The sequence below is a fragment of the Phytoamicus setariae genome (assembly GCF_016722925.1).
Lineage (GTDB): Bacteria > Pseudomonadota > Alphaproteobacteria > Rhizobiales > Rhizobiaceae > Rhizobium_E > Rhizobium_E setariae.
On the sequence record NZ_JAEQNC010000004.1, the window covers coordinates 66,855 to 81,332 of the forward strand.

General features: G+C 59.5%; 13 protein-coding genes. 6 read left to right on the forward strand and 7 right to left on the reverse strand.

The features are described from left to right. Positions 1 to 729 carry a class I SAM-dependent methyltransferase gene (locus tag JJB09_RS08020; protein ID WP_201655799.1) on the forward strand — a complete coding sequence of 243 codons (729 nt, stop codon included), beginning with the start codon at positions 1 to 3 and terminating at the stop codon, positions 727 to 729. A 262-nt stretch (positions 730 to 991) separates the two neighbouring features. Next, on the forward strand, positions 992 to 1,927 hold the full coding sequence (locus JJB09_RS08025) for a ribose-phosphate pyrophosphokinase (protein WP_201655802.1): 936 nt from the start codon (positions 992 to 994) through the stop codon (positions 1,925 to 1,927). Between the two features lie 67 nt (positions 1,928 to 1,994). Here JJB09_RS08025 and JJB09_RS08030 read toward each other — a convergent pair whose 3' ends face one another. After that, positions 1,995 to 2,957, reverse strand: coding sequence for a helix-turn-helix domain-containing protein (locus JJB09_RS08030; RefSeq protein ID WP_201655805.1), 963 nt, complete (start codon positions 2,955 to 2,957; stop codon positions 1,995 to 1,997). 197 nt (positions 2,958 to 3,154) lie between these two features. Further along, positions 3,155 to 4,609: a hypothetical protein gene (locus JJB09_RS08035; protein WP_201655808.1), complete on the reverse strand. Its 1,455-nt coding sequence runs from the start codon at positions 4,607 to 4,609 to the stop codon at positions 3,155 to 3,157. Positions 4,610 to 4,878: 269 nt separating this feature from the next. Here JJB09_RS08035 and JJB09_RS08040 point away from each other — a divergent pair, with 269 nt between their 5' ends. The 4 genes from JJB09_RS08040 (at position 4,879) to pth (ending at position 9,661) form a co-directional block, all read left to right on the forward strand. Next, positions 4,879 to 5,475, forward strand: coding sequence for a 50S ribosomal protein L25/general stress protein Ctc (locus JJB09_RS08040; protein ID WP_201655810.1), 597 nt, complete (start codon positions 4,879 to 4,881; stop codon positions 5,473 to 5,475). A 259-nt stretch (positions 5,476 to 5,734) separates the two neighbouring features. Beyond that, positions 5,735 to 8,113, forward strand: a complete 2,379-nt coding sequence (locus tag JJB09_RS08045; protein ID WP_201656786.1) for an EAL domain-containing protein — start codon at positions 5,735 to 5,737, stop codon at positions 8,111 to 8,113. Positions 8,114 to 8,214: 101 nt separating this feature from the next. After that, the gene (locus JJB09_RS08050) at positions 8,215 to 8,865 is read left to right on the forward strand and encodes a substrate-binding periplasmic protein (RefSeq protein WP_343228999.1); all 651 of its coding nucleotides are present in this window, start codon (positions 8,215 to 8,217) and stop codon (positions 8,863 to 8,865) included. Between the two features lie 82 nt (positions 8,866 to 8,947). After that, positions 8,948 to 9,661: an aminoacyl-tRNA hydrolase gene (pth, locus tag JJB09_RS08055; RefSeq protein WP_201655814.1), complete on the forward strand. Its 714-nt coding sequence runs from the start codon at positions 8,948 to 8,950 to the stop codon at positions 9,659 to 9,661. Positions 9,662 to 9,675: 14 nt separating this feature from the next. Here the strand turns inward: pth and JJB09_RS08060 are convergent, their stop codons facing one another. Genes JJB09_RS08060 through JJB09_RS08080 form a run of 5 tightly spaced genes read right to left on the reverse strand, consistent with a single transcriptional unit; the run spans position 9,676 to position 14,384 of the window. Then, positions 9,676 to 10,959 (reverse strand): NAD(P)/FAD-dependent oxidoreductase, encoded by a 1,284-nt coding sequence (locus JJB09_RS08060; RefSeq protein WP_201655817.1) that lies wholly within the window; start codon positions 10,957 to 10,959, stop codon positions 9,676 to 9,678. Next, positions 10,956 to 11,942: a branched-chain amino acid ABC transporter permease gene (locus JJB09_RS08065; protein ID WP_201655820.1), complete on the reverse strand. Its 987-nt coding sequence runs from the start codon at positions 11,940 to 11,942 to the stop codon at positions 10,956 to 10,958. The genes JJB09_RS08060 and JJB09_RS08065 overlap by 4 nt, the downstream gene beginning before the upstream one ends. Beyond that, entirely contained in the window at positions 11,939 to 12,847 is a 909-nt protein-coding gene (locus JJB09_RS08070; RefSeq protein WP_201655823.1) for a branched-chain amino acid ABC transporter permease, read from the reverse strand. Before JJB09_RS08070 ends, JJB09_RS08065 begins: the two co-directional genes overlap by 4 nt. Beyond that, on the reverse strand, positions 12,844 to 13,590 hold the full coding sequence (locus JJB09_RS08075) for an ABC transporter ATP-binding protein (protein ID WP_201655826.1): 747 nt from the start codon (positions 13,588 to 13,590) through the stop codon (positions 12,844 to 12,846). Before JJB09_RS08075 ends, JJB09_RS08070 begins: the two co-directional genes overlap by 4 nt. Further along, positions 13,587 to 14,384 carry an ABC transporter ATP-binding protein gene (locus JJB09_RS08080; protein WP_201655829.1) on the reverse strand — a complete coding sequence of 266 codons (798 nt, stop codon included), beginning with the start codon at positions 14,382 to 14,384 and terminating at the stop codon, positions 13,587 to 13,589. The genes JJB09_RS08075 and JJB09_RS08080 overlap by 4 nt, the downstream gene beginning before the upstream one ends. Between the last annotated feature and the right edge of the window lie 94 nt (positions 14,385 to 14,478).

Below are 14,478 nucleotides of genomic sequence, written 5' to 3' on the forward strand. Positions count from 1 at the left end.
ATGGCCCAGAACATCTATGACAAACCGGAATTTTTCGCGGGATACAGCCAGCTCGGCCGCTCGGTGATGGGGCTCGACGGCGCAGCCGAATGGCCCTCGATCCGCGACCGAATGCAGGATCTTGCCGGCAAGCGCGTCGTCGATCTCGGATGCGGCTTCGGCTGGGTATCGCGCTGGGCGCGCCAACAAGGCGCAAGTCACGTGCTCGGGCTTGATCTCTCCGAAAACATGATCGCGCGGGCGCGGGCGGACACCGACGATCCGCAGATCGAGTACCGGATTGCCGATCTTGAGAATCTCGAGCTGCCCGCTGCCAGCTTCGACCTCGCCTACAGCTCGCTTGCGTTTCACTACATCGCGGATTTCAGCAAGCTGGTGGCCGCTGTGCACCAGTCGCTTGCAAAAGGCGGCCAGTTCCTCTTCACGATCGAGCATCCGATCTACATGGCCTCGCGCCAACCGGGATGGCAGATCGACGCCGAAGGCAAGAAATCCTGGCCTGTCGATCGGTATTCGGTCGAAGGCAAGCGAACCACCGACTGGCTCGCCAAGGGCGTCGTAAAATACCATCGCACCATCGGCACCACTCTCAACACCTTGATCAATCAAGGATTTGCCATCCGCCATGTCGAGGAGTGGCATCCCTCCGCAGAACAGATCAGGGCGATACCCGATCTGGCCGAGGAAATGGAGCGCCCGATGATCCTCATCGTCGATGTGCAGCGCTGATGTTTGCAGAATCTGACTGCGGGACATCTGGTAGGATGGTAGCAAGACACCGCGCGTTTATCGCCATGGCTGTACAGCGGAACGATCCATTTTGGTTCAGCCATGCGGCGAGAACACCGATCTTCGCTGCATTGCGGCATAAACATCACGAAACCGGTGGCGTTCCACCAAATGCCTATGGGAAAAACCGCGAAAAACCCTTGCATTCACGCGAAAGCCAGATATTAAGCCGCCATCCGGCACGGAAAACAGGCAGCGGGTCATGAAGGTTTTTTCGGGCAATTCTAATCGGCAACTCGCCGAGACGATCTGTTCCTATCTCAAAGTTCCACTTGGTAAAGCCAGCGTCAGGCGTTTCGCCGACCAGGAAATTTTCGTTGAAATCCAGGAAAACGTGCGCGGCGAGGATGTGTTTGTCATCCAGTCGACATCCTATCCTGCCAACGATAACCTGATGGAGCTGCTGATCATGATCGACGCGTTCCGTCGATCGTCAGCCCGCCGTATCACCGCGGTGCTTCCCTATTTCGGCTATGCACGACAAGACCGAAAGCCTGGTCCCCGCACGCCGATTTCGGCCAAGCTGGTCGCCAACCTGATCACGGAGGCAGGCGCGGACCGCGTCCTGACGCTCGATCTTCACGCCGGCCAGATCCAGGGTTTCTTCGATATCCCGACCGACAATCTCTACGCCGTGCCGATCCTGGCACGCGACGTCAAGGCCAACTATGACCTCAACAACGTCATGGTCGTCTCGCCCGACGTCGGCGGCGTGGTCCGCGCCCGTTCGCTTGCCAAGCGCCTCAGCGACCGCAACCTCGCCATCGTCGACAAGCGTCGCGAGAAGGCGGGCGAATCCGAAGTCATGAACATTATCGGCGAGGTTGAGGGCAAGGATTGCTTGCTGATCGACGACATCGTCGATTCCGGCGGCACGCTCTGCAATGCGGCTGACGCTCTGCTCGCCAACGGTGCTTCCAGCGTCACCGCCTACATCACCCACGGCGTGCTGTCGGGCGGAGCAGTCAATCGCGTTTCATCTTCGAAGCTGAAGGAACTGGTGATCACCGACTCGATTCAGCCGACAACTGCCGTCATGTCGGCCCATAATATCCGCGTCATCTCAACCGCGCCATTGATCGGCGAAGCTATCAATCGCACCAGCCTAGAAGAATCGGTTTCAAGCCTGTTCGACTAAAACGCGATACATTAAAGGGGCCGGCGGCCCCTTTTGCTTTTTCCAACGATTGTTAGTTATTCGCGTGTCACGCGTGAAGATCGAGTTTGTTGATCTTCCGATGCAGGGTTGCACGGCTGATCCCCAGCATCTGCGCCGTCAGCGATACATTACCATTGTTGCGCGACAGCGCCCGACGAAGCGCGGCACGCTCCGCCTCCAGTAGATCGCTGCCCTCTCGTTCCTGGCTTTCCTGGAGCAGATCTGAGGCGGGAATCCCATGCGCGATCATCATGTCGTCGATCTTCAGCGCCAACCGTGCCGCCCGCGTCGCCCCGGTCACCATGTCGTCCCGATCGACCGCAAGCAGAGCCGAGCCGGAATGGCTGGCGCCATTGACGAGAACGATGCGCGACCCGCTATAGGCCCGCTTGAACAAATTGATCTCGATGCGCGAGGCCGTATCCTTGGCCGCCTGGGCCAGCACCGGCATGATCATTTCGGTCGCATCGCGCCGCGCGGTCGAAATATCGATTGCTGCCACGATCTGTCCCTTGTGATCGCGAACCGGTGCCGATGCACAAGACAGGCCGATATTTGCGGACAGAAAATGCTGCTCACGAAACACCGTCACCATTCGCCCGTCGGCGAGCGCGGTGCCGATGCCGTTGGTGCCGACACTGGCCTCGCTCCAGAGCGTGCCGGTCCACAGTCCCAGATCACGAAATTCCTTGTCCTCGGAGGAGACGCCCCGGCGCTCCAGCACCACCCCGGCGCTGTCGGTAAAGACGAGACAGCATCCGGCCTTGCCGACCATACCGAAGAGCCAGTCGAGCTCGCTCGATGCTTCTTCGACCACGTGCCCGGAATGCGCCAGGGTCTCCCTGAATTCCGCATCCGTCAATCGCACGGGCTGCCGGCTCTCCTCAGGCGCCAGCCCATGCTTGGTCAGACATCGCCGCCAGGAAGCCGCGATCGGAGAACTGGCTGCCCCGGATTTCTCCTGCGCGAGTGCATACACCTTGTCTGCATGCTGGTTCAGTCCAAGCATAGGCTCCTCCCAAAGCGACTACCCTGTCATTCCCCCACATAGTATCGTTATGTCATCATGAGGCCTGCCACAAAACAAGCCCGTAAATTCCACCCTCAAGCCGAGTTTGCATAAAAAAACGCCGGGATCACAATCCCGGCGTTCGAAGCATCGGACAGCAGTGTCTCAGAACTGCGACAATACAGTCGGAAAGCCTATCAGATCTTCATTTCCTGGCCATTGATCATCACCTTGCCATCGCGATCGAGCTTGACGTTCCAGATCATGCTGCCATCCGGCTGCTGCTTACCAAAGCCCTTGATCATTAGCACCATGAACGATGCCTGGCCGAATTCTGGCACCTTGCTGGCATTGTCCTGCAGGAACTTGATCGTCGTATCGAGATCACGCGCCGTCACGGTGATGTCAGCTTCGGGCTTGTCGCTCTCATCAGGATTGACCTTCATCGTGCCTGCAAGCGCAATGTCATAGACATCCGACTTGGCCGCGACATTGTAGAACTCGATGTTCATCACACCTTCCGGAAGAACGATCTTGGAAAGCGCATCAGACTGTTCGGTCGTCAACGGCTGCGACTTAGTGAAGTCTGCATGCTCGAGAAGGTAGGATACCACGCCTTCAACATTCATGCCGCCGACAGCGACACCCATGCTGGCGGATTTGGGCAGTGCGCCTTCGGTGCCTGGCGGCAGCACTCCAGCGGGAATGACAGGATCGTTGAAGCTGAATTCGACGCCCACCCTCGTATCGGCCTTGATGCCATTGAATTCGACCTTGTAGCCCGCCCGCGCGAGCGAGGCTTCCATCCCTTGCCCCGCAACGGTGATGTCGCGGAAATTGATGTCATAAACCAGATTGTCGACGAAGGGCACATTGGCCTTCATCAGTTCTTTCAGCCGTGCGTCGTCCTGAGCCGAGATCACATCGTCCTTGGACTTGAGCTTGTCGAGGCCGAAGATCACGAGATCCCGAAATGCGGCGACGCCCAGCTTATCGGCCTGCGAACGGCCATCGAGCGATGCCGCCGAAACGGTGAATGTGCCGCCCGTCGGGTCTGTGACCGTCTCCGTGAAACCCTTGCCGCTCAGATTGGAAACCATGTCGGCCTTGCCGCCATCGATGTTTTCCAGACGCATGTCGGTGCTGTAGTCATCGATATTGGCCGAAACCTTGGTGCTGCCGTCATCGGAGCTGAAGCGGAGATTCTGCAGGCTGGCATTGGCGGTACGCGTGAAGCTCAGCTCCGGATCGAACATACCTTCGAACGTGATCGTTTCGATCAGATAGGTAAAATTGTTCTTCTTTCCCTCGGCGGAGAAATGACCCGAAATGTCAAGGCGCTCATTGGTCTCGATCTTCCACAGGCCATCGTCCTGCGGGGTCAAGTACTGGACCAATGGCTTGAGGCCGGTAACCGAAAAGTCTTCCGTCTTGATCTTCCGGAGCAAAGCCTCCAGATCCACCGACAGCTCATAGCGGTTGGTGCCGGCAGTTACCTTGAGAAAACCAGTATCGACCACGTCCTTCGGTAGATAATGCGTGAGCTTTTCTGCTATATCGCGCGCACCGGTTTCGGAAACATCCGCGGCTCGCGTCTGCATTGGCGCAAGCATGGCAAGAATTGCGACTGTCGAATAAAGCGCACGGCGCATTATGTAACTCCCGTATCGGACTTATTGAGATGGCGGGCAAATTGCCCGCTGGCGATAATGCCGTCAATGCCACATATCGAACATCGCAGGCTTTTGCCAGTGCTGCGTTGCAGCGGGCGGGCTTGCGTTTCCAGCCCTTCTGGGTTATGAGCCCGCATCCGCCCGGACACCCTTGGAGGCACGGCGGAGGTATGCTGTTGGCATATCGGTTTTTGCCCGGGGAATCAGCCTCATGCAAGGACCCTCCATAACACTTGAAAGGAATAGCCATGAGCCACGTTTCCTACGAGCTCAAGGCCGAGCTGCGCGAACGGGTAGGTAAGGGGTCCTCCCGTGAACTTCGCCGCAATGGCCTTATTCCTGCTGTCATCTATGGTGACAAGCAGGCCCCCATCTCCATCACGCTTCCCGTCAAGGAAGTGACGCAGAAGATCCATGCCGGCGGTTTCATGACCACCGTTGCAACGATCGAAGTCGATGGACAGAAGATTTCGGTTCTGCCGAAGGACTACCAGCTCGACCCGGTCCGCGACTTCACGATGCACGTGGATTTCCTCCGCGTTTCGGCTGACATGAAGGTTACGGTTGAAGTTCCGGTTCACTTCGTCAACGAAGAAAAGTCCCCCGGCATCAAGGTTGGCGGCGTACTCAACATCGTTCGTCACGCTGTCGAGCTGCACTGCCCGGCAAACGACATTCCGGAATTCATCAGCGCCGACCTCAACGGCCTGAAGATCGGCGACGCGATCCATATCTCGCACGTCAAGCTTCCGGCTGGCGTTACGCCTGTGATCGCCGATCGCGATTTCACGATCGCTACGATCGTGGCTCCGGCTGGCGGCATCAAGGAAGAAACCGCTGAGTAAGGTCAAGCATTCCTTCTGACTGCGGCTCCGCTGCAATCGATAGATGCCACCCGATCAAGCCCCCGCAATCCAGAATGGATCGCGGGGGCTTTTGTTTACATTGCAATAACCAAGTATTCTCACGCCTACTCCTGGCTTTCTTCTTTTCAACAACATTTAATATCTGTCGGAATAGCTTGACGTCGGAGGCCTGGATCAAATTGGGGCACTCAATCGGTTAGCAATGATCGCGCGACAGAAGGCTGCATGACGCCACATGATTACCCATTCGGTTGAAGGACGCTTCATCGCAATCATTCTGGCAACACTCGTCCTTGTTGTAGCCCCCCTCTTCGTCCTTTTTCTCGTGCTCGCCCAGCAGCAGTCGGCCGACGAAGCGCTCGAGCGCGGGCGCATCATGATCGAGGCCAACGCGCAGGCGCTTGGCAAACCAGTCTGGGATTTCGATATCGAGAGCGTGCGGCAGATTGCCCGCGCCGCATCCTCGTCCCGGTCGGTGGCCAGGGTCGACGTGCGCGACAATACCGGCCAGATCCACATCCAGCTTGACGAGCGCGCCATGACCGAGCGGCATGGAATGATCGTTCTGACGCGGGACATCGAATACAATACGACTGATGGGCCAAAGAAGGTCGGCGTACTGAAGTTGCACCTGATCAAGCGGCCATTCTTCAACAACGACAACAACACCATCGCTATCCTCGCGATTTTCGCGCTGGCGGTGCTTCTGATCTTCGCGGCAGCCATTATTGGCAACCGCCAATTGGTGATCAAACCCCTTGCCAGGCTGACGGCGGCCATCGAAGCCACCAGACGGTTGGGATCGCGCCACAAGGTTGACTGGCACTCCAGGGACGAAATGGGCTCGCTTGCGGCAAACTTCAACGCAATGCAGACGCATCTGGCCGAAGAAGAGGCCAAGATCAAGGCAGCCCATGAAAGGGCGACCGAGATCTACAATCGCACGCCGGCAATGCTGTATTCCGTCGATGGCGAGGATAGGTTGACCGCTGTCAGCAATTACTGGCTGCTTGCGACAGGCTATGAGCGCAACCAGGTCATAGGCAGGATTTTCGCAGATTTCGTCGCCGAAGACGATGTGTCTGCCTATCGCTTCCGTCATAAACCCATTGACGGTCCGCAGGGGCACAACGGCATTACCGTAAGATTCTGCCGTGCGGATGGCGAGCTTTCCGACATGCTGATCATGGAAGCCGCGATCGGGCCTGCCGGAACGCGCGAAACATTGTGCGTCATGGCGGATGTGACCGACCTCAAGGCCGCCGAGCATCGCAACCATATGCAGGCAATCACCGATCATCTCACCAGCCTGCTCAACCGCCAGGGCTTCGAGCAGGCACTGACACGCAAGATCGAGGTGGCCGATCGCGATGAAACCGGCCTTGCCTGCCTGTTTGTCGACCTGGACCGGTTCAAGTGGATCAACGACACGCTGGGGCATTCGGCTGGCGACAAGGTGTTGCAAACCGTCGTGGCGCGGATGCGGGCCCAGTTGCGCCCCGGTGATACCATGGCGCGGCTCGGCGGCGACGAATTTGCTATCCTGATCGCCGCCCCGGCTCCGGAAAAAGCAGCCCTCGACGTGGCGGAACGGATCGCTCGCGTGATCGATGCGCCCATGGACATCGAAGGACACAGAACCAACCTCAGCGCCTCGGTCGGGATCGCGCTTTACCCCCAGCACGCCGCCACCGCTGCAGAACTGCTGCAGAAATCCGATCTGGCGATGTACGCCCGCAAGCGCAACGGCAAGAACGGCGCCCGCCTTTTCGACCCCGAATTGGCGAACGCCGCCCAGGACCGCGTTCAGATAGAAGGTTTCATTACCGACGGGCTGCGCGAAGACTGGTTCGACGCCCACCTGCAGCCGATCTTCGACCTGAGGACTGGCCGCATCGCCGGCTTCGAGGCTCTGATGCGCCTTGTCCACCCCGAGCACGGCATCATCATGCCAGCCGGGATCGTGCGCAACGCCGAGGAAACCGGTAGCATCGGCCAGATCGGCGAGCGCATTTTCGAAAAGGCCGTGAGCCAGTTGGCCAGGCTGTCCCAATACCCAGAATTCGCCGACGCCTATGTCTCGGTCAATATTTCACCACTGCAGTTCGAGCCGGCACTGCTCGATCGCATGGGCGGTTCGCTGCTGAAATGGGGCGTATCACCGCACCGGATCGTCGTCGAGATTACCGAAGCGGTGCTGATGCATCACAATCCAGATGTCCAGAAGATCCTTGAGACATTTGGAAAATCCGGCTTCCGGCTGGCGCTTGACGATTTCGGCACCGGCTATTCCTCGCTCAGCTACCTCCACAAGTTTCCGGTCGACATCGTCAAGATCGATCAGTCTTTCATCCGTTCCCTGACCGAGGACGGGGAGAGCGCCCGCAAGAGAAGCCGCATGCTGGTCGAGGGCATCACCACGATTTCGCATCAGATGAACTGTCTGGTCGTTGCCGAAGGCATCGAGAAGTCAGAACAGCGCGACATTCTCTCTGTCATGGGCGTCGATGCGGGACAAGGTTATCACTTCAGCCGCGCGCTGACCTCGGACGACATCATCCGCCAATTCGCCAGCCATGAATCCATGCCTGCCCAAGCCAATCGACAGGCATCGTAGATATCCTACACAGCAGCAAAGGAATACGCATCTTGAGGCTCCCGTTTTTTCTGCTCCCTCTTCTGCTTGCTCCACTGGCTCATGCCGAAGGGATAAGACTGGTGACGGAGGAATATCCCCCGTTCAGCTTCCGTGACGGTGTTACCTACAAGGGCGTCTCCATCGATCAGATCGAGTTCATCATGAAGCGGGCAGGCATTCCCCACTCCATCGAGATGATGCCCTGGGCTCGCGCGCTTGCGCTGGCCCAGACGGAACCCCAGACATGCGTCTTCACCACCGTACACAACGAAGATCGCGACAAGCATTTCAAATGGGTCGAGCCGCTTCTCGAAGGACGGACCGTGCTCATGAAAAAGGCGGGTTCGAACACAAAGCCTGCCAATCTCGAGCAGGCGCGCCGATATCAGCTCGGGACACAGCGCGGCGACTTCACGGCGGACCTTCTGACGAACCTGAAGTTCGAGAAAGTCGATCTCGCCAGCGATTTCAATCTGACATTCAAGAAGCTGATGCTTGGCCGGATCGACCTGATGCCGATCTCGGAGAAATACTACGACAAACTCAAGCGCGAGGGCGCCGAAGTGGAATCGGTACTCGTGCTTGCGACACATACCTATTCTATCGCCTGCAATCTGGGCGTTGCCGATGCGGATATCGCCAACATGCAGGCTCAGCTAAACACTCTGCTGACGGACGGCACCCAGGAGGCAATTTTCCACAAATACGGTTTGGATCAACCCACCAACTGATCTGAGGGGCAAGCGCGCGGTTGACTTTTAGCGCATTTCGAGGCTCTGAAGAACCATCGAAACGAAAGACGACCACCGTTCCATGCGCATTTTTGCAGGCTTGGGTAATCCCGGCGCCAAGTATCACGCCAATCGGCACAATATCGGCTTCATGGCCATCGATGCGATTCATCGCAAGCTGCCATTCGGACCGTGGAGCAAGAAGTTCAAGTCGGAGATATCCGAAGGCGAGATCGACGGCGAAAAGATCCTGCTGATGAAGCCGCAGACCTTCATGAACCTGTCCGGCGAGGCTGTCGGCGATGCGATGCGGTTCTACAAGCTTACGCCAGCCGATATCGTCGTCTTCCATGACGAACTGGATCTTCCCGCCGCCAAGGTTCGTGTCAAGACCGGAGGCGGCCACGGCGGCCACAACGGATTGAAGTCGATCGACGCCCATTGCGGCCGTGACTACCGCCGCGTCCGTCTCGGTATCGGCCATCCCGGCGTCAAGGAAATGGTCCACAACCACGTGCTCGGCGATTTCCACAAAGTCGACCAGACATGGCTGGAACCGCTGCTTGACGACATCGCCCTGAATGCCGGCCTGCTGCTCAAGGGTGACGGCAGCCAGTTCATGAACAAGATATCCGGGGCCGCGCCGGAACCTAAAAAAAAACCTGAAGCGACAGAAGCTAAACCCGCACCGGCCGGCAAGTCACACATCCATCAGGCCCGCAGCCACAAGCCCGCCCTTCCCGCCTCCGGCCCGATGGCCGAAATGCTGAAAAAGCTGCTGGGGAAAAAGGACTGACAGTGCTCGGGGCTTTATGCTCCGGACTCATCCAGCTTGTCGCGCAGCATGCTCCAGGGCAGCAGCATGTTTGGGGCGTGCTTCATCATCCCATGCAGCGGAATCTGCTGCGGCGGGGCAAACGGGATAGGCAAACTGTCCGGATCGGCACCCGTCGCCCAGTCAGCGAGCACGTTGCCCATGGCCGTTGTCGGCGCGATACCGCGTCCATTGCAGGCAAAGCCAGCGATCAGGCCGGGGCCGAGATCGACCAGATGCGGCAGGAAATCCGGTTCGACCGCAGCCATGCCCGACCAGCTATAGGCGATCGGTGGAATGTCAGCGAGTTCGAGAAGCTCTTTCAGCCGCCGGTGAATGGTACGTGGCACCCGCTCGTCTGCTCCCGGACCGAAGATGTGCATCCCGCCTGAAATCAGCCGGTTGTCCGCATCGAAGCGGAAGGTGAACAGATTGCGCCGTGTGTCTGATACGCATTGATTGCCCGGCAGCAGCCGTTCGCGTATCTCGCGCGGCAGCGGCTCGGTGGCAATCTGGAAGACTTTCAGCGGGAAATAGGTTTTGGCAAGCTCCGGTTTCGGCGCCTGGCCATAGGCATTGGTGGCGATGAAGACTTTTCCCGCCCGCACCGAGCCATTGGTCGTCGCCAGGCGATAGCCGTCAGCCTGACGGGCAATGGTTGTCACCGGGCTTCGCTCGAAGATCCTTGCGCCCGCTGCCTCGGCGGCGTCGGCAAGCCCGCGCGCATATTCGACCGGATTGAGCAGGCCGCCGGAGCGATCTGTCCACCCACCACTATAGCCCTTGGCGCCAGTTGTGGTTTCAATCTCGCATTCGTCCAGAATGACAGCCGGCCGGCCGCGCTTTGCCCATTGGCCTGCACGGGATTTGACTTTCGCGAAGGCCGCCGCCGAATGCGCCGGCTGTATCCAGCCGCTTTGTTGAGCGGAGCATTCGATGCTGTGGCGCTTGATCAGATCGAAGACCAGTTCGCCGCTGCCCGCGACAAACGTATTCAGGCGCTCGCCGCGCTCGGCCCCGAGGGCGGCGTTTATGTTATCCGGGTCCATCTTGGCGAAGTTCGGCACGACGAAGCCAGCATTGCGGCCGGTTGCGCCCCAGGCGATGATCTCGGCTTCCAAGACGACGACCGACACCCCCCTCTCGGCCGCATGCAGCGCCGTCGAGAGACCGGCAAAGCCGCCGCCGATAATGGCAAGGTCGGCATCGATATCAGCCGCAAGCGCTGGTCTGTCCCTGCGATTACGGCCCACCGCATGCCAGAGCGAAATGTCGGTCATGTCGCTGGGCCACTGCTTTGAGCGACGGTCTTTCTTGCTCCGGCAGCGAGCCGGCGGCGCTCCACCAGATTGCCGAACAGACCATTCGGGCGCACCAGCAGGATGACGCAGAGCATCACGCCGATGGCGACGATCTGCAGTGCCGCAGCACGCGCCTGCTGTTCCGCCGGGAAAAGCACCGAGGTCAGCGCACCAGAGCCCGCCCAGATCGCCCAGACCAGGACCGAACCGATGACCGCGCCCCGGTTGCTGCCTGAGCCGCCGACGATCAGCATCACCCAGACTTGGAATGTCAGCATCGGGATGTAGTTTTCCGGCGCGATGAAGCCGATGAAATGCGCCTGCACGGCCCCGGCAAGCCCCATCAGCGCCCCGCCGACCGCAAAGGCCTGCACGCGATAGAAACGCGCACTCTTGCCGAGCGAAATCGCCGCACGCTCGTCCTCACGCAGTGCCTTCAGCACGCGCCCCCATGGGCTGCGGGTCAAATGTTGGAGCGCGAGATAGGCAACCAGCGTCACGACCGCGACGATGGCGAGGTTGGAAAGATTGAACAGGATCGGCTTCTCGGCGAGGCTGGCGAACGGCCGTGGGATGAAACCGATGCCGAAAGCGCCGCCGGTCAACCACTGCGCGTTCAGCGCCACCAGTTGCACCACGACCGCGACACCGAAGGTGGTGATCGCCAGATAATCCGATTTCAGCCGGAGCGTCGCAAAACCGGTGATGGCGGCGGCAATGCCGGCCACCAGCATCGCCCCCAGCCAGCCCACGACAATGGGCATGTCGAAGCCGCCGAAACGGGCCGCCTCCTCGGGTGTGGTCAGCAACGCCGATGTATAAGCGCCGATCGCCACGAAACCCGCGACGCCGACATTGAAGAGGCCGGTCAGCCCCCATTGCAGGTTCAATCCCAGACTGATCAGCGCAAACACCAGCGCCGTCGTGAGGAAGAATGCACCGTAACCCAGGAGATCGATCATCGCTCCCTCACTCCGAATATGCCGATTGGTCGGACGAACAACACCGCCATCAGGATGACGAACGAGATCGCGGCGCGCCATTCCGCGCCGACGAGCTGGACTGCGCCGGCTTCGGCGACGCCGATGATCAGACCGCCGAGAACTGCGCCGGGTACGCTGCCGATGCCGCCGAGGATGGCTGCTGCAAACATCGGCAACAGCATGTCGAAGCCCATCATCGGACGGATCTGTACAAGGATGCCGATCATCACGCCGGCCACGCAGGCAAGTGCCCCGCCCAGTACCCAGGTGACACGGATAACCTTTGCGACATCGATGCCGACGACGCGGGCAAGCGCCATGTTCTGGCTGACCGCCTGCATTGACCGGCCTGTCTGGGTGCGCGTCATCAGCAGATGCGTTCCGGCGACCAGCACGGCCGTGATCAGCAGCAACGCGATCTGGTCCGGCGTGATGCGAATTCCGAAACCGACCGGCATGGCCATCTGGATGGCCTTGGAGAAGTAGGCCGGCCGCGAGGTGAAGATGAATTCAAGCAGGCTGCGCAGCGCCATCGAGGCGCCGAAGCTGGCCATGACGACGATGATCGCCTGGCCCTTCGAACGCAGCCGCGCAAACAGCACAACGTCGAGTGCAAGCGCCAACAATCCTGTAAACGCGCAGCCGAGAATGACAGCGACGATCAGCGGCCAGCCAAAGGAGAGCGCGCCGATCGGCGCGAACTTGCCGAACATCGCGCCGATGGCGCTGACGACGGCCAGCGTCGCATAGGTGCCCCAGGCCATGAAATCGCCATGGGCGAAATTCGAGAACCTGAGGATCGAATAGGTAAGTGTGACGCCGATGGCGCCAAGACCGATCATCGAACCGGTCAACAGTCCGTCGACTATGAATTGCAGGTTCATGTCGCGCCTCCGGCTTTCTGATGGGCACGTTGGCCGAGATAGAGCTCGGCGACGACGGGATCGTTCCAGAGCTCGGACGCCACGCCCTCGTGGGCATCCTTGCCCTCGACCAGAACGTAGGCACGATCGCCGATGGAGAGTGCTGCCTTGGCGTTCTGCTCGACAAGCAGGATGGTGACGCCGGTCTTGCGGATATCTGTCAGCATCCCAAACACCATGGAGACGAATTTCGGCGACAGGCCCGCCGAAGGCTCGTCGAGCACCAGCAGCTTCGGATCGACGATCAGCGCGCGCGCGACCGCCAGCATCTGCCGCTGGCCGCCGGAAAGATTGCCCGCGCCGTTGCGGCGGAAGGATTTGAGATCCGGAAAGAGTTCGTACATCCGTTCGATCCGCTCGGCGGATTCCTTCGGCTTCAGGATGCCGCCGGCGACGCGGAGATTGTCCTCGACACTCATCAGCGGAAAGATGTTTTCCGTTTGCGGCACGAAGGCCAATCCCCTGCGGACCATCTGGTGCGCCGGAACGGCGGTGATATCGACGCCGTCAAGCAGCACCTGTCCGCTGGAGACCGGGACGAGCCCGGCGACCGCCTTGATGAAACTCGACTTGCCGGCGCCATTAGGCCCGAGCACGATGACGATCTCGCCCTTGTTGACCGTGATGGAAGCGCCGCGGACGATTGGCACGCCGGGCTCGTAGCCCGCGACGAGATCGCGGACCTGAAGAACAGGTTGGCTCATGCCGCACCTCCGAGATAGGCTTCGATAACGCGTGGGTCGCGGGCGACTTCACTGGCGGTGCCCTCGCAGATCAGCTGACCGCTCGCCATGACCAGCACCCGGTGGCAAAGCCGCGTCACCATATCGATATTGTGTTCGATCAGCAGAAACGTGACGCCACGTGCATTGATCTCGCGAATGCGGTCCATGATCACTTCGAGCAGCGTTGCATTGACACCAGCAGCAGGTTCGTCGAGCAGGATGATCTCCGGATCGGCCATCATCACGCGTGCCAGTTCCAGCAGCTTGCGCTGGCCGCCGGAAAGCACGCGGGCCGGCTCATGCGCCAGCCGCGACAAAAGAACCAGATCGAGCAGCTCCATCGCCTTTTCCTCGGCGACTCGCTCCTCGGCGGCGACCTTGAATGGCCTGAGGAAATTGGCCACCAGGCTTTCGCCCGTCTGCCCCTGCCCGGCCAGCATGACATTTTCGACCAGGCTGAGATTGGCAAGCGGTCTGGGGATCTGGAAAGTACGACCAAGCCCGCGGCGAATGCGGCGATGCGGCGCATCGCCGGAAACGTTGGCGCCGTTCAGCACGATATCACCGCTGCTGGGCGGGATACTGCCGGCCAGCAGATCGAACATCGTCGTCTTGCCGGCCCCATTGGGGCCGATCAGTCCGAGGATCTCGCCGCGACGCACTTCGAAGGACACGTCGTTGACGGCGTAGAGGCCGCCGAATCGGCGCACGATGTTTCGCGCCGCCAGCACCGGCCCGTCAGACGCCGCCTTTCTCACTAAGTTCGAGCTCATTGTTCCCTCTGGCCGAAATGGGTCAAAGCCATTTCGTGATATTTGATCTGTGATCACACTTGCATTGATCACAATATTAGGCTTAAAATATTTC